The organism is Actinophytocola sp. (genome assembly GCF_036402745.1).
Lineage (GTDB): Bacteria > Actinomycetota > Actinomycetes > Mycobacteriales > Pseudonocardiaceae > Actinophytocola.
The window spans coordinates 33,336-54,382 of the sequence record NZ_DASWSJ010000285.1; the positions used below are offsets into that span (position 1 = coordinate 33,336).

The following is a 21,047-nucleotide window of genomic DNA, read 5'->3' on the forward strand; positions in this document are numbered from 1 at the left end:
GGGGACCGAGATGGATCAGCCGAACGAGATCGGCGCGCCGGGGGACTTCGACGGCACCGAGCCGATCGCGATCGTCGGCCTCGCCGCGCGCGTGCCCGGTGCCGGCGACGTGCACCAGTTCTGGCGCAACCTGGTGGACGGCGTCGAGTCGCTCACCCACTTCACCCGCGAGGAGCAGCTCGCCCGCGGCGCCCAGGAGTCCGATGTGGACGATCCGGGTTGGGTGAACGCGGCGCCGATGGTCGACGGGTTCGACCAGTTCGACGCGGGGCTCTTCGGCATGACCAACCGCGAGGCGGAGCTGATGAGCCCGCAGCACCGGCTGTTCCTCGAGAGCTGCCTCACCGCGCTGCAGGACGCCGGCTACGACTCGGCCCGCTACCCGGGCGCGATCGGCGTGTACGCGGGCACGGGCGGCAACACCTACTTCTGGGAGAACATCAAGCGCAACGCCGCGGCCAGCGGGTCGCCGCACAACGCGGTGTCGCTCGCCACCGGCAACCAGCCGAACTACGTGGCCACCACGCCGTCCTACAAGCTCGACCTGCGCGGCCCGAGCATGACCGTGGCGACCGCGTGCTCCACGTCGCTGGTCGCGCTGCACCTCGCGTGCGAGGCGCTGCGCAACGGCGAGTGCGACATGGCACTCGCCGGCGGGGTGAACCTGGAGATTCCGCACGGCACCGGCTACCTCGGCATGGAGGGCTTCACCTCCCCCGACGGGCACTGCCGGCCCTTCGACGCGGGCGCCAACGGCACCGTGTGGGGCAGCGGCGTCGGCGCGGTGCTGGTCAAGCGGCTCTCGGACGCGATCGCCGACGGCGACCACGTGCGCGCGGTGGTCCTGGGCAACGCGATCAACAACGACGGCGCGAACAAGGTCGGCTTCACCGCGCCCAGCGTGGACGGCCAGGTCGAGGCGGTCGCCCAGGCCGTCGGCATGGCCGGCATCGACCCCCGCACGATCACCTACGTCGAGGCGCACGGCACCGGCACCGCGGTCGGCGACCCGATCGAGGTCGCCGCGCTGTCCACTGTGTACTCCGAGAACACCGACGCCAGGGAGTGGTGCGGCATCGGCTCGGTGAAGTCGAACATCGGCCACCTGAGCCAGTCCGCCGGCATCATCAGCGTGATCAAGGCGGTGCTCGCGATCGAGCACGGGATGATCCCGCCGACGATCAACTTCGAGCGGCCCAACCCGGCCATCGACTTCGCGGACACGCCGTTCTACGTGACGACGACGCTGACCAAGTGGGACACCGACGGGATCCCGCGCACCGCGGGCGTCAGCTCGTTCGGCATCGGCGGGACCAACGCGCACGTCGTGCTGCAGGAGGCGCCCGAGGCCGGCCGGCCCCGGCGCGAGGTGGCCGAGCCGCAGCTGCTGGCCGTGTCCGCGCGGACCGAGTCGGCGCTCACCGCGGCGCTCACGCGGCTCGCCGACCACCTGGAGGGGATGACCGGGGCGGATGAGTACCTGGCCGACGTGGCGCACACGCTGCGGGTCGGCCGGGCCGAGTACGCCCACCGCGCGAGCGTCGTGGCCACCGACGTGCCGGACGCGATCGCGGCGCTGCGCACCAGGCGGCGCCGCCAGCACGGGGTGACCGGCCCGCCGGCGACCCGGGTGGCGTTCCTGTTCTCCGGCCAGGGCTCGCAGTACGCCGGCATGGGCGCGGAGCTCTACGCGCGCCGCCCGGTGTTCGCGGCCGCGGTCGACGAGTGCGCGGCGCTGCTCATCCCCGAGCTGGGCAGCGACCTCCGCGACCTCGTCCTCGGTCGCGACCCCGAAGCCGAGGCGAAGCTGCGCGAGACCCGGTACACCCAGCCGGCGCTGTTCGTCGTCGAGTACGCGCTCGCGACGCTGTGGCAGAGCATGGGCGTGCGGCCGGCCGCGATGATCGGCCACTCGATCGGCGAGTACGTCGCGGCCACCGTGGCCGGCGTGTTCACCCTGCCCGACGCGCTGCGCGTGGTGGCCGCGCGCGGGCGGCTGATGCAGACGGTCCCCGCGGGCGCGATGCTGGCGGTGCAGCTCGACGAGTCCGCGGTGGAGCTGCCGGACGGGTTGACCGTGGCCACCGTCAACGGGCCGGGCACCTGCGTGGTGGCCGGGCCGGGCGAGGCCGTCGCCGCCTACGCCGAGCGGCTCAAGGCCGACGGGGTGAAGGCCAAGGAGCTGCGCACCTCGCACGCGTTCCACTCGGCGATGATGGACCCGGTCCTGGCCGGGTTCACCGAGCTGATGCGCGGGATCCGGCTGTCCGCCCCGACCCTGCGCTTCCAGTCCAACGTGTCCGGTGACTGGATCACCGACGCGGAGGCGACCGACCCGGAGTATTGGGCCGCACACCTGCGCCGGCCGGTGCGCTTCGGCGCGAACGTGGCCACGCTGCTGGCCGGCGGCGAGCGGTGGGCGTTCGTCGAGTGCGGGCCGGGCAAGCAGCTCGTGGGCCTGGCCCGGATGCAGGTGGCGAAGGCCGCGCCGGAGCAGCGGGCGGTGGTGCCGCTCGCGAGCCTGCCGGGCCCGGGCGAGCCGGCCGGCGACCTGGCCACGTTCACCACGACCGCCGGCGCGCTGTGGGTGACCGGCGTGCCGGTGCGGCCGGTCGCCGACCCGGACGCGCGGCGGGTGCCGCTGCCGGTGTACCCGTTCGAACGCAAGCGGCACTGGGTCGACCCCGACCCGGTGGCGGCGGTCGCGAAGCCGGCCCGGCGCGGGCCGGCGCCGCTCGCCGACTGGTTCGCGGTGCCCACGTGGAAGCAGGCCGCGCCCGGCCCGCGGACCGTCCCGTTCGGACGGTGCCTGGTGTTCGCCGACGGCCCGCGCGGCACCGCGCTCGCCGACGCGTTGCGGGCCGCGGGTGCCGAGGTGGTCGCCGTGGCCGCGGGTGCGGAGTTCGCGGCGGGCGAGACGTTCACCGTGCGCCCCGGCGCGCGGGAGGACTACGACAGCCTCGTCATCGCGCTGGGCGGACAGGTGACCCGGGTCGTGCACGCGTTCGCGCTGGACGGCGACCCGGCCGGCACCGACATCGACGCCGCCTGGCAGGCCCAGGACCGCGGCTTCTTCAGCGTGCTGCACCTGGTGCAGGCGCTGGCCGGGGCGGGCGCGACCGAGGGCGTGCACCTGGACCTGGTCTGCGCCGGCACCTCCGACGTCACCGGCATCGACCTCACCCGCCCCGAGCAGGCCACGCTCGCCGGTCTCGCCCGGGTGCTGCCGGTGGAGCTGCCCGGCCTGACCGTGCGCCGGGTCGACGCCGACGCGTCCACCTCGGACGTGCGGGCCGTGGTCGCCGAGCTGCGCCGGCCGGTCGACGAGGACCGCGCCGACGTGGCGCTGCGCTCCGGCCGGGCCTGGGTCGGCGGGTACGAGCAGGTCCCGCTGCCGGCAGCGGCGTCGAGCCCGATCCGCGCGGGCGGGCGCTACCTCGTCACCGGTGGTCTCGGCGGCGTCGGCATCACGCTCGCCGAGGACTTCGCGATGCGCGGCAGCCGGGTCAGCCCGGTCAAGCTGGTGCTCGCCGCCCGCTCGGGCCTGCCGCCGCGCGAGGACTGGGACACCCACCTCGCCGTGCACGGCAGCGCGCCGACCGACCGGGTCGGCCGCGGCATCGCGGCGATCCGCCGGATGGAGGCGGCCGGTGCCGAGGTGCTGGTCGTGGCCGCCGACGTGACCGACCCCGACGACTTGCGCGAAGTCCGCACCCGGGCACACGAGGCGTTCGGCGGGCTGGACGGCATCGTGCACGCGGCCGGCCTGCCCGGCGGCGGCATGGCGGAGGTCAAGGAGCGGGCCGAGGCGGCGAAGGTGCTGGCGCCCAAGCTCGCCGGCACGCTGGCGCTGGCCCAGGTGTTCGGCGACGACGAGCTGGACTTCCTCGTCCTGTGCTCGTCGATCACCGCGGTGGCCGGCGGCTTCGGCCAGGTCGACTACTGCGCGGCGAACAACTTCCTCGACGCCTACGCCCGCGGCACCAACGGCTGGCGGGCCCCGGTGCTGAGCCAGAACTGGGGCGGCTGGGCCGAGGTCGGCATGGCCGCGGAGACCGCCGCGCCGGCCGCGTTCCGCGCGCTCACCCAGGACGGCACGGCCCGCTCGCTGGAGCACCCGGTGCTCACCACGGTCGTCGAGTCGCCCGGGCGCACGGTGGCCCGCGGCCTCGTCTCGGCCGGCACGCACTGGCTGCTCGACGAGCACCGGATCGGTGGTGTGCCGGTGGTTCCGGGCACCGCGCACCTCGAGTGCGCGCGGGCCGCGACCGCCGCGATCCTGCCCGGCCCGGCCGGCGGCGGCTCGAATGCCGCCGTGGAGCTGCGGGACGTCGCGTTCCTGGAACCGTTCGCCGTGCCGGACGCGACGCTGGCCCAGTACCAGGTCCTCACCTCCCCCGCGGCGGACGGGCTGGACCTGGAGATCCAGAGCGTCGCCGCCGGCGCGACCCGCACGCACGTGCGCGGCTCGGCCGGCTGGACCACCGACGCACCGGGCGCGGACCTCGACGTCAACGGGATCATCGCCCGCTGCCGCCGCGTCGACGACGACTCCTCGTTCGGCCGCGGCCGGACCAGCATGCTCACGTTCGGCCCGCGGTGGAAGGCGCTGACCGAGCACCACCTCGGCGACGGCGAGGAGATCGCCCGGATCGAGGCGCCGGCCGCAGCGGAGGGCACCGGGCCCGGCTGGGTCCTGCAGCCCGCGCTGCTGGACGTGGCCACCGCGTTCGGCCGCGGCCGGGGCGAGGGCACCTACCTGCCGCTGTCCTACGGCCGGATCGTCGTCCGCGCGCCGCTGCCGCGGGAGTTCTACAGCTACCTCACCTACCGCGAGGGCGGCACCGACGACGTCGTGGCCGCGGACCTGCGGCTCGTCGACCCGGCCGGCCGCGAGCTGGTGTCGATCAGCGACTTCGTGCTGCGCAAGGTGGACCAGGCCGCGGTCACCGGCGGGCTGAGCGCCGGGGCCACGACCGGGTCACCGGCCGTGGCGACGACGAGCGAGGACATCACGCCGGCCGACGGCGCCGAGGCGTTCCACCGCAGCCTCGCCAGCAGCCTTGTCACGGACCTCGGCCGCCAGGTCGTGATCACCACGTACCCGGTCGCCGACCTCGTGGCCCGGGCCCGCGAGGTCACCACCGACACGATCGCCACCGACCTCGACGGGGCGGCGGACGCACCGCTGCTCCCCACGGACGGCGCCACGCCGCCGCGCACCGACCTGGAGGCGACGATCGCGCAGGTCTGGCGGGAGGGTCTGGGTGTCGAGGTGGTCGGCGTCGACGACGACTTCTTCGGCCTGGGTGGCAACTCGCTGGTCGCCGTGCAGCTGATCGCCGCGCTGCGCAAGGCGGTCGGGGTCCGGCTGCCGATGCGGAGCCTCTTCGAGACGCCGACCGTGGCCGGGCTCGCCACCCGCATCGAGGAGATCCGGGCCGAGGAGGCGGCGGCACCCGAGCCCGAGACACCGAAGACCACCATCCCCCGACTGCCCCGAGCCTGACCGGGTCCTAAGGAGACAGACAGATGAGCACCCCGACCGCGATCACGCTGCCCCAGGTGGTGGACGGTGACGGCACCGGTGTCCTCGAGCTGATCGGCGAGCGCCGCGAGGAGCTGCGCGCGTCGCTGGTCGAGCACGGCGGCCTGCTGTTCCGCGGCTTCGACATCGGCGGCGTGGACGGCTTCAACGAGCTCGTCCGCGCGCTGGCCGGCGAACCGCTGACCTACACCGAGCGCTCCTCACCCCGGCACTCGATCAAGGGCAAGGTCTACACCTCGACGGACTACCCGCCGGAGGAGGAGATCTTCCTCCACAACGAGAACTCCTACCAGGCGGGCTGGCCGCTGACGCTGTTCTTCTACTGCGTCACCCCGCCCGAGACGCTGGGCGCGACCCCGCTCGCCGACGTGCGCCGGGTGTACCAGGAGCTCGACCCGGCGATCCGCGGCGAGTTCGAGCGGCGCGGCTGGCGGCTCGTGCGCAACTTCCACGAGGACTTCGGCACCACGTGGCAGCACGTGTTCGACACCGAGGACCGCGACGAGGTTGCCGAGTACTGCGCGGGCAACGGTATCGACCTCGAGTGGCGCGGCAGGAACGGCCTGCGCACCACCGCGGTCCGCGAGGCCGTGCACCACCGGCCGGGCAGCGACGTGCCGCGCTGGTTCAACCACGCCACGTTCTTCCACGTGAGCACGCTGGCGAAGGACCTCCAGGAGGGCCTGATCGCGATGTTCGGCGAGGACGACCTGCCGACCAACACCTACTACGGCGACGGCGAGCCCATCCCGGCCGAGGTGATGGACCACCTGCGGGCCACCTACCGGGCCGCGAGCGTCCGGTTCGACTACCACCGCGACGACGTGCTCGTGGTGGACAACATGTCCGCCGCGCACGGCCGCGAGCCGTTCACCGGGCCGCGCAAGATCGCCGTCGCCATGGCCGAGGCGTACAAACCTTCCCAGGAGAGCTCATGACTGACGACCGATTCCTCGTGGTGCGCAACGACGAGGAGCAGTACTCCGTCTGGCCGGAGGGCCGGGAGCTGCCGGCCGGCTGGTACGACGCCGGCTTCGCCGGCAGCAAGGCCGACTGCCTGTCCCATGTGGACACCGTGTGGACGGACATGCGCCCCAGGTCCCTTCGTGAGGTGTCCGGATGAGCGAGCTGGCGAGCGAATCATCTATGCAGGGCGAGCTTGCGAGCGAATCATCGACACAGGGCGAGCTTGCTCGCGAATCACCGACACAGGGCGAGCTTGCGAGCCGCGAGCGGCAGTACCGAGCCTGCGAGGGGCTGTCGTGAGTGCGAAACCTGGGGAGTGGATCTTCCCTGCTTCCTATGCCCAGGAACGGGTGTGGCTGGCCAACCAGCTCGACCCGAGCTCGCCCGTCTACAACGTGTCCCGGCCGGCCGACCTGCCGCCGGGACTGACCGTCGAGCAGGCCTGCGACCTCCTCGGCCGGATCGTGGCCCGGCACGAGGCGCTGCGCACCCACCTGCGGGCCGACGACGGTGACCTGGCGCAGGTCGTCCGCGCGCCCGAGCCGGTGCGGCTGGACGTCGTCGACCTGTCCGAGCTGGACGGTGCGGCGCAGACCCGGCGGATCGTCGAGCTGGCCGAGGAGCTGGCCCGCGCCCCGATCCCGCTGGACCAGCCACCGCTGTGGCGGGCCCGGCTGCTCCGCAAGGACGCCGAGCGGCTCGCGCTGCTGTTCGTCGCGCACCACGCGGTGTTCGACGGCCACTCGGTCCTCGTGTACGCCGCCGAGGTCGACGAGATCGGCCGGGCGATGGTCGCCGAGCGGGAGCCGAACCTGCCCCCGCTCGAGATCCAGTACCCGGACTTCTCGGCGTGGCAACGTGACCAGCTGGCCGGCGCCGAGCTGGCGCGCCAGCTCGACTTCTGGCGCGGCCGGCTGGCCGGTGCGCCCGCGGTGATCGGCCTGCCCACCGACCGGCCCCGTCCCGCGCGGCCGGGCTTCGCCGGCGACGAGGTGTGGTTCGAGATGCCCGCGGGCCTGCTGGACCAGGTCGGGGAGATCGGCCGGACGCACTCGTCGACCCCGCAGCTGGTGCTGCTCACCGCCTACGCCGCGCTGCTCGCCCGGCTGTCCGGCACCGACGACGTGGTGGTCGGCGTGTCGACCGCCGGGCGTGACCTGCCCGAGCTGGCGCCGCTGATCGGCATGTTCGTCAACCCGGTGGCGCTGCGGGTGGACGCGAGCGGCGACCCGACGTTCGCCGAGCTGCTCGGCCGGGTGCGGACCGTGCTGCTGGACGCGATGGAGCACTGGCACACGCCGTTCCAGACGATCGTGGAGGCCGTGGCCCCGCAGCGGGACCCGTCCGTGCAGCCGGTGTTCCAGGTGGCGTTCAACTACGTGCCGGACTCCGGGTTCGACACGATCACGCTCGGCACGACCAAGGACGACCTGGCGTTCGACGTGACCTCGGGCAAGAGCCGGCTGCTCTACCGCACGGACCTGTTCGACCGGGCCACCGCCGAGTCCGTCGTGGACCGCTACCTGCGGCTGCTGGCCGCCGGGGTCGCCGACCCCAGCCGGCCGGTGGCCGACCTGCCGCTGCTGGACGACGCCGAGCGGGAGCTGGTCGTGCGGACCTGGTCCGGCTCGGACGTGCCGGTCCCGGACGCGACCCTGCCGGAGCTGGTGGAACGCCAGGTGACGGCGACGCCGGAGCGGACCGCGCTGGTCGCCGGTGCGGTGAGGATGACCTACGCCGAGCTGAACGCGGCCGCCAACCGGCTGGCCCGCACGCTGGCCGAGCGGGGTGCCGGGCCGGAGTCGCTGGTGGCGCTGGCCCTTCCGCGCGGCGCCGACCTCGTCGTCGCGATCCTCGCGGTGCTCAAGTCGGGCGCGGGCTACCTGCCGGTGGACACCGCCTACCCGGCCGAGCGGATCGCGTTCATGCTGGCCGACGCCGCGCCGACGCTGGTGATCGCCACGCCGGACGCGACCCTCCCGGCCGGCGTGCCGCGGCTGACGCCGCCCGCCGACCTGGCCACGTCCGGCTCCACTGTGGACACCAACCTCGCGGACGCGGACCGGCGGACCCCGCTGCGCGGCGAGCACCCGGCCTACGTGATCTACACGTCGGGCTCCACCGGCCGGCCCAAGGGCGTGGTCGTCGAGCACCGCGCGGCCAACGCCTACCTGGCCTACGCGCGGGAGGCGTACCCGAGCCTCGCCGGCACGGTGCTCACCCACTCGCCGGTGTCGTTCGACCTCACGGTCACCGCGCTGCTGGGCCCACTCACCGCAGGCGGCACGGTCCGGCTCGCCGCGATCGACGACCCGGCCGCCCGCACGGGCGGCGCCCCCGACTTCGTCAAGGCCACCCCGGGTCACCTCGCGCTGCTGGACGGCGGGCTGGCACCCACCGGTGACCTGGTGCTCGGTGGTGAGGCGCTGGCGAGCGAGGCGCTGCGGGAGTGGCGCGCGGCCAACCCGGCGGTGACCGTGGTCAACGAGTACGGCCCGACCGAGGCCACCGTCGGCTGCATCGCCGAGCGGATCGAGCCGGGTGCCGAGCTGGCGCCGGGGCCGGTCAGCATCGGCCGGCCGATCCCGGGCATGCGGGCCTACGTGCTGGACGAGCGGCTGCGGCCGGTCGCGCCGGGCGTGGTCGGCGAGCTGTTCGTGGCCGGCCCGCAGGTGGCCCGCGGCTACCTGAACCGGCCGGGGCTCACCGCCGAGCGGTTCCTGCCCTGCCCGTTCGGCCCGACCGGCGCGCGAATGTACAAGACCGGCGACCTGGCCCGCTGGCGGGTCGACGAGCACGGGGACGGCTCGCTGGACTTCCTCGGCCGCACCGACCACCAGGTGAAGATCCGCGGCATGCGGGTCGAGCTGGACGAGATCTCCTCGGCCATGCTCACGTGCTCCGGCGTCCGCGAGGCCGTCGCGGTCGTGCGGGGCGACGCGCTCGTCGGCTACGTCGTCGGCGGCCCGGACGTCGCGGTGCTGGCCACCGAGCTGGCCCGGACGCTGCCCGCGCACATGGTGCCCTCGGCGTTCGTGGTGCTCGACGCCCTTCCGTTGACGCCCAACGGGAAGCTCGACCGGGACGCGCTGCCCGAGCCGGTCGTCGCGGTGGGCTCGGCCTACCTCGCGCCACGCACCGACGCCGAGTCGCTCGTGGCCGAGGTGTTCGCGGAGATCCTCGGCGTCGACAAGGTCGGCGCGCACGACAACTTCCTGGACCTCGGCGGCAACTCGCTGCGGGGCATGCGGGCCATGGCCAAGATCCGCGCCCGGACCGAGGTCGACGTGCCCATGCGCGCGTTGTTCGGCTTCCCCGTGGTCGCGGACCTCGCGGCCGAGATCGACCGGCTGCTCGACGCCGAGCTGGACGCGCTGTCCGACGACGAGGTCGCGGCCTTGTTGACTGAGGAGAACGACTAACCCATGACCGCTCTGCCAGAGGCCGCCGACCGGCGGGCGGCACGAGCTGCCCTGCTGGCCAAGAAGCTCCGCAAGAACGCGGCAGCCGAGGGTCGCACCCAGCACGGCATCCGGCCCCGCCCCGACGCCACCCCGGCGCCGCTGTCCTACGCCCAGGAACGGGTCTGGTTCATGGACCAGCTCGCCCCCGGCGAGGCGGCGTACCACATCGCGGTGCCGCTGCGGATCCGTGGCGCGCTGGACGTGGCCGCGCTGCGGGCGGCGCTGGCCGGGCTGGTCGCGCGGCACGAGTCGCTGCGCACCCGGTTCCCCGCCGACGCCGACGGCAAGCCGCGGGTGGTCGTCGAGGAGCACGTCGAGGTGCCGCTGCGGATCGTGTCCGCGCCGGACGAGGCGGCCGCGCAGCGGCTGGTGGACGAGGCCGCGGTCGAGCCGTTCGACCTGGCCACCGGCCCCCTGCTGCGGGCGCTGCTCGTCGAGCTGGACAGTGCCGACGACGAGCCCGGCGACCACGTGCTGCTGCTGTCCAAGCACCACATCGTCGGCGACGGCTGGTCGGTCGACGTGATGCTGCGCGACGTGATCACGCTGTACCGCGACGGTTCGCTGCCGACGCTGCCGATCCAGTACGGCGACTTCGCCGTGTGGGAGGCGCGGCGCCTCGCCGGGCCGGAGGCCGAGGGGCACGTCGCGTACTGGAAGGAGCGGCTGGCCGGCATCGAGCCGCTGGAGCTGCCGACCGACCTCGCGCGGCCGGCGACCCAGACCTACCACGGCGACTACGTCGAGCTCACCGTCGACCGCGAGGTCACCGACGCGCTGGGGGAACTCTCCCGGCGCTGCGGCGGCACGCTGTTCATGACGTTGCTCGCGGCCTACCAGGTGTTCCTGTCCCGGCACTCCCGCCAGGACGACTTCGCGGTCGGCGCGTCGGTGGCCGGTCGCTCGGCGCCGGAGCTCGAGGACGTCATCGGCATGTTCATCAACATGCTGCCGCTGCGCGCGGACCTGTCCGCGGACCCGACGTTCGCCGAGCTGCTCGAGGCCACCCAGCGCAGCGTGCTCGACGGGTTCGAGCACGCCGACGTGCCCTTCGCCAAGGTGGTGCAGGAGCTCGGCCTGGTGCGTGACGTGTCCCGGTCGCCGGTGTTCCAGGCGATGTTCGTGCTGCAGAACTACGAGATGGGCCGGTTCGGCGACGCGGCGGCCGGTTCGGACGTGTCGTTCGAGTGGACGCCGATGGAGCTGCGGGCCACCCGGTTCGACTTCGAGCTGCACCTCGTCGAGATCCCGAGTGGACTGTGGGGAAAGCTGGTCTACAACACCGACCTGTTCCACCGGTCCACTGTGGAGCGGATGGCGGACCGGCTCGGCGCGCTCCTCCGGTCGATCGTGGCGAACCCGGACACCCGGGTGTCCGAGCTGGACGTCATGGACGCCGCCGAGGCGGCGCTGGTCGTCGACGGCTGGAACGACACCACCGCGGACTTCCCGGACGCGGCCACGCTGCACGGCCTCATCGAGGAGCAGGTGGCCCGCACCCCCGGCGCGGTCGCGGTGACGTTCGAGGACGAGAGCCTCAACTACGCGCAGCTCAACGCGATGGCCAACCGCATCGCGCACAAGCTGCGCGGCGTCGGCGTCGGCCCGGAGACGCTGGTCGGCGTGTGTGCCGAGCGGTCGCTGGAGCTGGTCGCCGGGCTGCTGGGGGTCCTGAAGGCCGGCGGCGCGTACCTGCCGCTCGACCCCGAGTACCCGGCGGACCGGCTGGCGTTCATGGTGGCCGACGCGGCGGCGCCGGTCGTGCTGGTGCAGAGCCACCTGCAGGACGAGCTGCCCTCGACGAAGGCGCGGGTGCTGGTGCTCGACCACGAGACGGAGTGGGCCGGCCAGCCGATCCACAACCCGCCGCCGACCACGGCCGACCACCTCGCCTACGTCATCTACACCTCCGGCTCGACGGGCCGGCCGAAGGGCGTGCCGAACACGCACCGCGGCATCGTGAACCGGCTGGACTGGATGCAGAAGCGCTACCGGCTCGGCGCGGAGGACTCGGTGCTGCAGAAGACGCCGGCGAGCTTCGACGTGTCGGTGTGGGAGTTCTTCTGGCCGCTGCAGACCGGCGCGCGGCTGGTGCTCGCGAAGCCGGGCGGGCACAAGGACGCCGGGTACCTGCGGGACCTGCTGGTCGCCGAGCGGATCACGACCGCGCACTTCGTGCCGTCGATGCTGACCGTGTTCCTCGGCGAGGACGGCATCGAGGCGGCCACGGGCCTGCGGCGGGTGATCTGCTCCGGCGAGGAGCTGCCGCACGCCGCCGCGGTCGACTTCACCACCCGGTTCCCCTCCTGCGAGCTGCACAACCTGTACGGGCCGACGGAAGCGGCGATCGACGTCAGCTCGTGGCACTGCGAGCCCGCCGCGCTGGCCGGGGTCACGAGCGTGCCGATCGGCGCGCCCATCGCCAACCTGCGGCTCTACGTCGTGGACCCGGCCGGCAACCCGGTCCCGGTCGGCGTGGCCGGCGAGCTGCTCATCGGCGGGGCCGGCCTGGCGCGGGGCTACCACCGCCGCCCGGCGCTCACCGCCGAGCGGTTCGTGCCCGACCCGTTCTCGCCGGTCCCGGGCTCGCGGCTGTACCGCACGGGCGACCTGGCCCGCTGGCGTACTCCGCCGACGCCCGATCCCGCAAGCGGATCTTCGGTCGGCACCATCGACTTCCTCGGCCGCATCGACCACCAGGTGAAGCTGCGCGGCCTGCGGATCGAGCTGGGCGAGATCGAGTCGGCGCTGCGCGACCAGGACGGCGTGACCGAGGCCGCGGTGATCGTCCGCGAGGACAACCCGGGCGACAAGCGGCTCGTCGCCTACGTCGTCGGCACGGCGGAGGTCGCCGACCTCAAGGCCGCGCTGAAGGACACGCTGCCCGAGTACATGGTGCCCGCGTCCTTCGTGGCGCTGGACGCGCTTCCGCTGACCCCCAACGGGAAGCTCGACCGCAAGGCGCTCCCGGCGCCGGTGATGACCCGGGACGCGAGCGCGGCGCTGGTCGAGCCGAGGACCGACGTGGAGCGGCTGCTCGCCGCGATCTGGTCGGAGATCCTCGACGTCGCGACGCTCGGCATCGACGACGACTTCTTCGACCTGGGCGGGCACTCGATGCTGGCCACCCAGGTGGTCGCCCGGATCCGCAAGGACTCCACCGGCACCCGCGCGGTCGGCGTGATGGACCTGTTCACCCACCGCACGATCCGCGACCTGGCGTCCTTCATGGACGGTGACGTCGTGGACGACGGCCCGCGCAGGCTGCTGTACGAGCTGACGAAGACCCGCGGCGAACACGACCTCACCTACGTGTGCGTGCCCTACGGCGGCGGCAGCGCGATCGTGTACCAGCCGCTGGCCGACGCGCTGCCGGACGGCTACGCGCTCTACTCGGTCGCGATCCCCGGCCACGACGTCGGGCTGGAGGAGCAGGCGCTGCCGTTCGACGAGCTGACCACCCGGCTCGCCGACGAGGTGCTGGAGAGGATCGAGGGCAAGCTCGCGCTCTACGGCCACTGCGGCGTCGGCTCGGCGATCATCGCGGAGGTCGCGCGCAAGCTGGAGGCGGCCGGGCGCGAGCTCGAGGTCGTCTACATCGGCGCGATGTTCCCGTTCGCCCGGCCGAAGGGCGCGTTAGCCGCGCTGCGCACCAAGCTCGAGAAGCTGAAGAGCAACCGGCACTACGCGTCCTGGCTCAAGTCGATGGGCGTGGACACCGACGAGCTCGACCCCGAGCAGGCGGACCGGATCATCAGCAACATGCGGGCCGACTCGCGGGCGTCGGAGGACTACTTCACGGGTCTGCTGGACCGGCAGGCGGCGAAGCTGCGGGCGCCGATCGTGTCGGTGGTCGGCTCGGAGGACCCGGTCACCGACTACTACACCGAGCGGTACGCGGAGTGGCGGTTCCTGTCCGACACGCTCGGGCTGGTGGTGCTCGACCAGGCGGGCCACTTCTTCCTGAAGTACCGGGCCGACGAGCTGGCGGAGATCGTCACGACCGCGCACCCGGCCCTCGAGAGCGGACAGACAGCGCCGCTCGAGGCGGCGGCGCGGGGCGAGGACGCGCCGTGGGACCTGCGGTCGTGGCAGCGGATCGACACGGGCGAGGGTTCCGCGTCGCCGGCGGTGAAGCCGACGATGGCCCGGTTCGTCGCGGTGACGCTGGGCCAGCTGGTGTCGACGACCGGGTCCTTGCTGACCGCGTTCGCGCTGCCGATCTGGCTGTTCACCCGCACCGGCTCGGTCACCGACCTCGGCCTGCTGTGGGCGCTGGCGCTGATCTTCGGCGTCCTGACGCTTCCGGTCGCCGGCGCGATCGTCGACCGGGCCGACCGGCGCAAGGTGATGATGCTGGCGAGCTGCCTGTCCGGCACCATCCAGCTGAGCCTCGCCGCGCTGCTGTTCACGGACAGCCTGGTGTTGTGGCACGTCTACGTGCTGGTGTCACTGTCCCAGGTGGGCGGCTCGTTCCAGCGGATCGCGTTCCAGTCGGCGGTGCCGCAGCTGGTGCCGAAGAAGTTCCTCGGCCACGCGATGGGCATGGTGCAGCTGTCGACGGGTACGGCGCAGCTGTTGATGCCGGTGCTGGCGGCCGGCCTGTACGCGGCGATCGATCTCAAGGGCATCCTGCTGATCGACGTGGCGAGCTACCTGTTCGCCATCGTGGCGCTGACGTTCGTGCGGTTCCCGGACCTGCTGGGCTGGCGCCCGCGCGAGCCACTGATGGTCGCGATCGTCAACGGCCTGCGGTACTCGTGGAACCACCGCGGGTTCCGCACGATGCTGGCGTACTTCGCGCTGGGGAACGTCTTTCTGGCGCCGGCCCTGGTGCTGGTCACCCCGCTGGTGCTGTCGTTCGGCTCCACCACCCAGGTGGCCCAGGTCGCCCTGGCGGAGGCGGCCGGCGCGATCGCGGGCGGCATCCTGATGTCGGTCTGGGGCGGGCCACGCAAGCGCCGGATGATCGGCGTGCTGATCGGCAACCTGGGCACGGCGGCCGGTTGTCTCGTGATCGGTCTCGACGCGTCGATGATCGTGGTGTTCTGCGGCATGTTCTTCATGGCCGGCTCGATGGCCACGGCGCAGGGCATCTACGCGACGCTGGTGCAGGTGAAGGTGCCGCAGCGCTACCACGGCCGAGTGTTCGCCCTGAACCAGACGATCACCTGGTCCACCCTGCCGATCGGCTTCGCCCTGCTGGCCCCGGGTGCGACCGCGCTGTTCGAGCCCCTGATGGCCCCCGACGGCGCCCTGGCGGGTTCCCTCGGCGCCCTGATCGGCACGGGCGACGGCCGCGGGATAGGCCTCGGCTACGTGGTCTTCGGCCTGATGCTGGTCCTGATCACGATCGGCGGCTTCTCGATCAAGCTCCTGCGCGACTTCGACACCGAGGTCGAGGACTCGTTGCCGGACGACCTGATCGGCGCCCAGGAAAGAGAACGCCGCCTGGCCACGAAGTCGATCGAGCAACCAAAGGTGGCCACACCCGCCTGACCTCGCGTAGGCAAGCTCCATCGCCGGTCAGCGGCGGGAGAAGCGCGGCTCCGTTCGGGCCTCCGGTCGGTACTCCATCACCACTGCGCCGGCACCGGTCCCGAGGAGCCACGCGCCGGCCGGCGGGTCCGGCGCCCGGCTGCCCTCCACCAGCGAGATGAACCCGTCGGCCACCTCCAGCACCCGGGACAGCTCGACCGATCCACCGGTCCGCGCGAAGCCACCGGCAACCGGCAGGTCGTCGACGATGATCCAGCTGCGGAGCCGGTCGACCGGGATGTCTCCCACCGCCTCGGCGCGCCGTCGCGCCGCTACCGCGATCGTGTGGAGGGCAGCGGCCTGCTCGCCGGTCAACCGCCCCGCGTCGGCGCCGAGCTCGGTGACCGCCGCCGCCACCCGCCACTGCTCGGCGAGCGTGTCCAGCCATGCCGCCGGCCCACTCCGCTCGATCTCCTCGACCACGTAGGCCAGCCACACACCGAACGCGTCATCCAGCGCCCAGAAGCCCCGCTGCCCAACCCTGACGGTCGTCATCCTGCTCATCGCGCCCGGCACCTCCCGATGCGTCCCGACACCACACGAGCCAACCAGCGGGTCAGAGCAGGACCGGGGTGCCGGCCTCCAGCGCCAGGAGGAAGCGCTTGCGCGGGAGGCCGCCGCCGTAGCCCGTCAGGCTGCCGGACGTTCCGATGACCCGGTGGCACGGCACGATGATGCTGATCGGGTTGTGGCCGTTGGCGTGGCCCACCGCTCGGGACGCGGTCGGGCGGCCGATGGTCGCGGCCAGCTCGCCGTAGGACACGGTCTCGCCGTAGGGGACCTCGCGCAGCGCGGCCCACACCTGCTGCTGGAACGGCGTGCCGCGCGGCGCGAGGGGAATGTCGAACTCCGTGCGGGCGCCGGCGAAGTACTCCGTCAGCTGCTCGGCCACCGCGGGGAACGCGCCGTCGTCGCGGGGGCCGAAGGACTCTGGGGCGTAGCGGTGCTCCGCCATGTACAGGCCCGTCAGCGCGCCGTCCGCGCCGACGAGCGTGACCGGCCCGATAGGACTGTCCAGCAGAGCGTGAACCATGACGTCCACGGTGCCCCTCTCCCCACCGGCCGGCTGGCGGGAATCCGCCGTGGCCGTCGGTGGCGTTCGTTTCTGTCGGTGGGCCGTGCTGGAGTGGCGCCCATGATTGATGAGTTTCGCGCACTGCACACCGGCACCATCCTGATCCTGCCCAACGCCTGGGACGTCGCCAGCGCCCGCCTCATCGAGCGGGCCGGCGCCCGGGCCATCGCCACCACCAGCGCCGGCGTCGCCTGGAGCCTCGGCGCCCCGGACGGCGACCAGCTCACCCGCGACCGGGCCGTCGACCTGGTGGCCCGCATCGCGGCCGGTGCCAAGGTCCCGGTCACCGCCGACCTCGAGACCGGCTTCGGCGCCACAGCGGCCGAGGTCGGCGACACCGTGCGCGCGGTGGCCGACGCGGGCGCGGCCGGCATCAACATCGAGGACGGCGCCTACCCCGGCCTGCGCCCTGCCGACGAGCAGGCACACCGCATCGCCGCCGCGCGGGCGGCCGCGCCGCTGTTCGTCAACGCCCGCATCGACAGCTACCTGTTCGCGGTCGGCGACCCGGCCACCCGGCTGGGCGACACCGTCGCGCGGGCCAGGGCCTACCTCGACGCCGGCGCCGACGGCGTGTTCGTACCCGGCGTCGTCGATCCGGAGACCATCGCGGCCCTCGTCTCCCAGGTACCCGGGCCGCTCAACGTGCTGGCCGGTCCCGGCGCCCCGCCGGTCGCCGACCTGGCCGCGCTGGGCGTGGCCCGGGTGAGCGTCGGCTCGGGGATCGCTCAGGCCGCCTACGCGCTCGCCACCCGCTGCGCCACGGAGTTGCTCGACCACGGCACGTACCAGTCGCTGGCCACGGACCTGACCTACGGCGACCTCAACGCATTACTGGCCTGACCTGCGAAGATCCACTAAACAAAACCGGCTGGTCGGTATTGACATACCACTCGGTCGGTTATTCAATGGTTTCCGGCGCGCCCCTGAACCGTTCGAACCGTCGAACTCCTTGGGGACGATCATGACTACTCCGATCACGAACCGGCCTGCCCCGTGGTGGCTCCGCGAGCTGGCACACGGCCGCGCGGCCTACGAGGAACTGCTGGGCTGGCCGGTCTCCGTGCAGGTGGGCAACCGGGTGCTGATCGTGGCGATCGGCTCGTCGATCGCCGCGATCACCATGCCGGCCGCCCTGGGCCGCTCGGTACGCGGCGAGCTGCGCCTTGCCATGCAGTGCGGCCCGGTGCTCACCGACCCAGACAGTCTCAAATGGACATTCCTGACCCGCCAACCGGAGGACTTACGCCCCGGGGTCGCCGGCGCGCTGGCCCGGGCCCACGTGGACCTCGCCCCCCGCGGCGGCCACGTGGTGGTCCCGACCACTCCGACGACCCCGATCACCACCACCCCGGCCGGCCGCCAGGTGCCCCTGGACCGCTCGTGGCGCTGGATCGAGCCGCCCACCCCGACCCGCCCGCTGCCCCCGGCCTACCCGGCCATCGCGATCACCCGCCGGCTCACCGAGCACGGCCTGGCGGCGTGACGGGCCGCTCACGGGGTCAGCGACGACAAAGGTGGTGGCCGCCAGAAAGGCGACCACCACCGGGTCGGGGCTAAGGCCTGTCTCGTAGATCTTCGTGCGAAGTCCTGCGCCGACCACCGGAACCTCAGGGGACCGTGACGGCACCCAGCCACCATCCACCTCGATACCCGCACTATTCGCCGGGACGCAACGCACACTTTTAATCCCGGGGAGGCGGACTAGGCGTTGGACATCTCCCACGGCGCGTTCTTGCCGTGGTTTTCCTTGTGGCTCGAGTTGGAGATGTCGGTCGTGAGCTGGGGCCAGCGCCCCTCCGGGAAGCCCTCGCTCGAGTTCACCCGCTGGTTGAGGTTCTTGATCGCGGGCAGCAGGTTGCTCGCCACGAACGCCTCCAGCAGCGCGAGCGCGGCGGAGATCAGGCCCCACACCTTGGCCGCCGACACACCGGCCGCGGCCGCGGCGGGCGGGGCGCCGGCACCGGTGGCCGCCGCGGTGCCCTCAGCGGTGAGCTCGATGACGAACGACACGATCGCGGTGACCACGGCGAGCCACGCCACGCCGATCGCGATCGCCATCTGGGTGAGCACGTCGTCGACGTCGTCGCAGGCGGACTTCACCGCGGCCAGCGCCGACTTCTGCTGCGGCAGCACGTTCTTGTAGGCGTTCGCCGCGCTGCCGGACCACTCGTCGTCGGTCTTCATCGCGCCGAGCGTGAAGACCTCCTGCCAGTTGCTGGCCTTGCCGCCCACGTCGTTGGTCCACGAGTTGCCGTGGTTCCACAGGGTCCAGGGCACCCCCGGCTGCATGATGAACTTGCCGATCTCCGTGAGCACCTTCTCGATGAAGCCGCCCACCGCCTTCAGCGCGTCCCGGATCCGGTCCATGATGAAGCCCGGCAGCCAGCCGAGCACGCTGTTGATGTTGTCGACCAGCCGCTGGAACTGCTTGGGAATCGCGTCCAGCGCCTCCCGCACCCGCCGCAGGACGTCCTCGAACTCGGCCTGCCCCAACACATCGCCCATGTCGATCCCCTACCAAACGTTGTTCATACGGTGGACGCCTGCTTCTTCTTCCTGCTGGTAGGTCTGCGCGGAGTTGCGCAGCGCCGTCGCGACCCTGGTCGACATCGCGTTGCCCTCGCTGAGCAGCGCCACCATCCTGGCCTGGAACTGCTGGTAGAGCGCGGTGACGCCGAGCTTGTCGCCGACGTAGGAGAAGTGCAGTGCCTCCAGGTCGAGGCTCTCCGCGCTGCCCTTGGCGGTGGCGAGGTCGTTGCCGCACTGGTCCCACTTGTCCGCGTCGTCCCGCAACGCGGTCAGCGCGACCTGGTACTGGTCGGGGGTTGGCGCCATCGAGTCCCTCCTGAGTGGAATGTGGTTGGTCTGCCGGTCAGCTACGGATGCCGAACAGGCGCGTCAGGAACTCCTGCGGGTCCGCGGTGAGTGCCTGCAGCTCGGTGATGGCGCTGTTGGACCGGCGCCGCGGCGTCGCCTCGGCGACGTTCTCGTACGCGGTGGCGAACGCGCTGCGCAGCTCGCTGACGAGCTCGAGGTGGTTCGCGGTGCCGATCCAGCGCGTGTCGGTCTCGATCTGCACCTCGACCAGCTGCTTGCCGTCCATCGCGACGGTGACGTGCCCGCCGTCGCTGCGGCCCTTGATCGGCTTGCGCCGCAGCTGCTCGGCCGCGGCGCGTGCCTTGGCCTCCGCCTCGGACTCCGTGCCCACCCGGTGCAGCAGGTATAGCAGCTGGTCGATCATCTCCGCCGACGGGTTGATGTCGAACGGGCCGGCCGGCACCGGGCTCGGGGCGGGCGCGGGCGCGGCCTCCGGCTCCGAGGTCTGGGCGTCGGCGACCTTCTCGGCCCAGGTGGACAGCCGGGCGACGCCCGCGGCGTTGACCGCCTCGAGCACCGCGGCGCCGAGCCTGCGCGGGTCGACCTTGTCGTACCACTCGTGCTCGAGCCGGAAGTCGACGACCACCCCGTCGCCGTCGACCACGGCGTGCACGGTCTCCGTCTCGTCGTGCCCCTCGTAGGTGGCCTCGGGGTCCGCGGCCGCGCCGAGCACCCGGCTCATCCGCTCGGCCTCGCCGGCCAGTTGGTGCAATGCCTCGAAGCCCGCGGGCTGCGACATTCCGACCTCCTCTGTCTCGGACGGTGTCTGGGACGTGCTCGTCGCGATCACCGTTCCCGTGATCTCGCATCCTTCACCGTTGCAAACCCCTGGAACCGCGAACCCCCTGGCCGCATCTACCCTCAGCGCAGCCATCCTGGACGGGGGAGACATGTCCGACATCGAGTACCGCTTCGGCACCGGCGAGAGTGACCCGAACGTCCACCACTCCGCCGCCGACGTCGATGTGGACGGTGACGGCACCGCCGACGGCGTGGCGCTCGACTTCGACGGCGACGGCCGGGTCGACGACGTGATGTGGGACTCCGACGGCGACGGCGTCGCCGACACCGCGGTGCTCGACCTCGATGACGACGGCAAGGCCGAGGCCGAGTACTCCGACCCCACCGGCATGGGCACCTGGAACGAGGAGGGCCGCGGCGGCGACCCGAACGCCGCCACGCCCCAGCCCGAGCCCGCCCCGGAGCCCGCCCCCCAGCCGGAGCCACAGCCCAGCCCGGGCCCGCAGGACACCGACAGCAGCAGCGAGTACGAGCCCTACGACAGCGGCAGCGGCGACACCGGTGGGGGCACGAGCGGGGACACCGGTGGCGACACGGGCGGGGGCGGCACCGGCCCCGGCACCGGCCCCGGCTCCGGCCAGGACACCCCGCCCGGCACGGGCTCCGAGGACCCGAGCCACACCGGCTCCGGTGGCGGCACCGACCCGACCGGCCAGGACCCCTCGCACGACGACCCGACCGGCCAGTACGAGCCACGCGAGGACGACACCGAAGACGGATCGGGCCTGTTCGACAACCTCGACGACGCGCCCGACGTCGATCGCGACGCGATCAG

General features: G+C 72.8%; 12 protein-coding genes and 1 pseudogene. 8 read left to right on the plus strand and 5 right to left on the minus strand.

Annotation, left to right across the window (positions count from 1 at the left end; all coding sequences use genetic code 11):
• Positions 1 to 10: 10 nt before the first annotated feature.
• The 5 genes from VGD70_RS26970 to VGD70_RS26990 all read left to right on the plus strand — a co-directional run bounded on the left by VGD70_RS26970 (position 11) and on the right by VGD70_RS26990 (position 15,477).
• Positions 11 to 5,509, plus strand: coding sequence for an SDR family NAD(P)-dependent oxidoreductase (locus VGD70_RS26970; protein ID WP_331086131.1), 5,499 nt, complete (start codon positions 11 to 13; stop codon positions 5,507 to 5,509).
• A 23-nt stretch (positions 5,510 to 5,532) separates the two neighbouring features.
• Positions 5,533 to 6,486, plus strand: coding sequence for a TauD/TfdA family dioxygenase (locus tag VGD70_RS26975; RefSeq protein WP_331086133.1), 954 nt, complete (start codon positions 5,533 to 5,535; stop codon positions 6,484 to 6,486).
• Positions 6,483 to 6,671 (plus strand): MbtH family protein, encoded by a 189-nt coding sequence (locus tag VGD70_RS26980; protein ID WP_331086135.1) that lies wholly within the window; start codon positions 6,483 to 6,485, stop codon positions 6,669 to 6,671. Before VGD70_RS26975 ends, VGD70_RS26980 begins: the two co-directional genes overlap by 4 nt.
• Positions 6,672 to 6,810: 139 nt before the next feature.
• Complete coding sequence (locus VGD70_RS26985; protein WP_331086137.1) at positions 6,811 to 9,936, plus strand: amino acid adenylation domain-containing protein; 3,126 nt, start codon at positions 6,811 to 6,813, stop codon at positions 9,934 to 9,936.
• A gap of 3 nt (positions 9,937 to 9,939) precedes the next feature.
• Positions 9,940 to 15,477 (plus strand): amino acid adenylation domain-containing protein, encoded by a 5,538-nt coding sequence (locus tag VGD70_RS26990; protein WP_331086138.1) that lies wholly within the window; start codon positions 9,940 to 9,942, stop codon positions 15,475 to 15,477.
• A 27-nt stretch (positions 15,478 to 15,504) separates the two neighbouring features.
• Here VGD70_RS26990 and VGD70_RS26995 read toward each other — a convergent pair whose 3' ends face one another.
• Both VGD70_RS26995 and VGD70_RS27000 read right to left on the minus strand, forming a co-directional pair.
• Positions 15,505 to 16,020, minus strand: a complete 516-nt coding sequence (locus VGD70_RS26995; protein WP_331086140.1) for a hypothetical protein — start codon at positions 16,018 to 16,020, stop codon at positions 15,505 to 15,507.
• A 52-nt stretch (positions 16,021 to 16,072) separates the two neighbouring features.
• On the minus strand, positions 16,073 to 16,549 hold the full coding sequence (locus VGD70_RS27000) for a methylated-DNA--[protein]-cysteine S-methyltransferase (protein ID WP_331086142.1): 477 nt from the start codon (positions 16,547 to 16,549) through the stop codon (positions 16,073 to 16,075).
• Positions 16,550 to 16,651: 102 nt separating this feature from the next.
• Here VGD70_RS27000 and VGD70_RS27005 point away from each other — a divergent pair, with 102 nt between their 5' ends.
• Together VGD70_RS27005 and VGD70_RS27010 are read left to right on the plus strand one after the other, a co-directional pair.
• Positions 16,652 to 17,434 carry an isocitrate lyase/phosphoenolpyruvate mutase family protein gene (locus VGD70_RS27005; protein ID WP_331086144.1) on the plus strand — a complete coding sequence of 261 codons (783 nt, stop codon included), beginning with the start codon at positions 16,652 to 16,654 and terminating at the stop codon, positions 17,432 to 17,434.
• A gap of 121 nt (positions 17,435 to 17,555) precedes the next feature.
• Positions 17,556 to 18,077: a hypothetical protein gene (locus VGD70_RS27010; RefSeq protein ID WP_331086146.1), complete on the plus strand. Its 522-nt coding sequence runs from the start codon at positions 17,556 to 17,558 to the stop codon at positions 18,075 to 18,077.
• Between the two features lie 218 nt (positions 18,078 to 18,295).
• On the opposite strand, the gene VGD70_RS27015 is transcribed toward VGD70_RS27010, so the two are convergent.
• The 3 genes from VGD70_RS27015 to VGD70_RS27025 are packed head-to-tail and all read right to left on the minus strand — an operon-like array spanning position 18,296 to position 20,210.
• Positions 18,296 to 19,099, minus strand: a complete 804-nt coding sequence (locus tag VGD70_RS27015; RefSeq protein ID WP_331086148.1) for a hypothetical protein — start codon at positions 19,097 to 19,099, stop codon at positions 18,296 to 18,298.
• A 9-nt stretch (positions 19,100 to 19,108) separates the two neighbouring features.
• Complete coding sequence (locus tag VGD70_RS27020; RefSeq protein ID WP_331086150.1) at positions 19,109 to 19,429, minus strand: hypothetical protein; 321 nt, start codon at positions 19,427 to 19,429, stop codon at positions 19,109 to 19,111.
• Between the two features lie 37 nt (positions 19,430 to 19,466).
• A complete protein-coding gene (locus VGD70_RS27025) occupies positions 19,467 to 20,210 on the minus strand; it encodes a hypothetical protein (RefSeq protein ID WP_331086152.1) in 744 nt (247 codons plus the stop codon).
• A gap of 151 nt (positions 20,211 to 20,361) precedes the next feature.
• Between VGD70_RS27025 and VGD70_RS27030 the strand changes: the two are divergent.
• A pseudogene (locus VGD70_RS27030) lies at positions 20,362 to 21,047 on the plus strand (hypothetical protein); the annotation flags it as partial.

Excerpts from the sequence above, each read along its gene's own strand:
- VGD70_RS26990 (WP_331086138.1), top strand. The coding sequence starts at position 9,940 with ATGACCGCTCTGCCAGAGGCCGCCGACCGGCGGGCGGCACGAGCTGCC.
- VGD70_RS26975 (WP_331086133.1), top strand. The coding sequence starts at position 5,533 with ATGAGCACCCCGACCGCGATCACGCTGCCCCAGGTGGTGGACGGTGAC.
- VGD70_RS27015 (WP_331086148.1), bottom strand. The coding sequence starts at position 19,099 with ATGGGCGATGTGTTGGGGCAGGCCGAGTTCGAGGACGTCCTGCGGCGG.
- VGD70_RS26995 (WP_331086140.1), bottom strand. The coding sequence starts at position 16,020 with ATGAGCAGGATGACGACCGTCAGGGTTGGGCAGCGGGGCTTCTGGGCG.
- VGD70_RS27000 (WP_331086142.1), bottom strand. The coding sequence starts at position 16,549 with ATGGTTCACGCTCTGCTGGACAGTCCTATCGGGCCGGTCACGCTCGTC.
- VGD70_RS27025 (WP_331086152.1), bottom strand. The coding sequence starts at position 20,210 with ATGTCGCAGCCCGCGGGCTTCGAGGCATTGCACCAACTGGCCGGCGAG.
- VGD70_RS27020 (WP_331086150.1), bottom strand. The coding sequence starts at position 19,429 with ATGGCGCCAACCCCCGACCAGTACCAGGTCGCGCTGACCGCGTTGCGG.
- VGD70_RS27005 (WP_331086144.1), top strand. The coding sequence starts at position 16,652 with ATGATTGATGAGTTTCGCGCACTGCACACCGGCACCATCCTGATCCTG.
- VGD70_RS26980 (WP_331086135.1), top strand. The coding sequence starts at position 6,483 with ATGACTGACGACCGATTCCTCGTGGTGCGCAACGACGAGGAGCAGTAC.
- VGD70_RS27010 (WP_331086146.1), top strand. The coding sequence starts at position 17,556 with ATGACTACTCCGATCACGAACCGGCCTGCCCCGTGGTGGCTCCGCGAG.
- VGD70_RS26970 (WP_331086131.1), top strand. The coding sequence starts at position 11 with ATGGATCAGCCGAACGAGATCGGCGCGCCGGGGGACTTCGACGGCACC.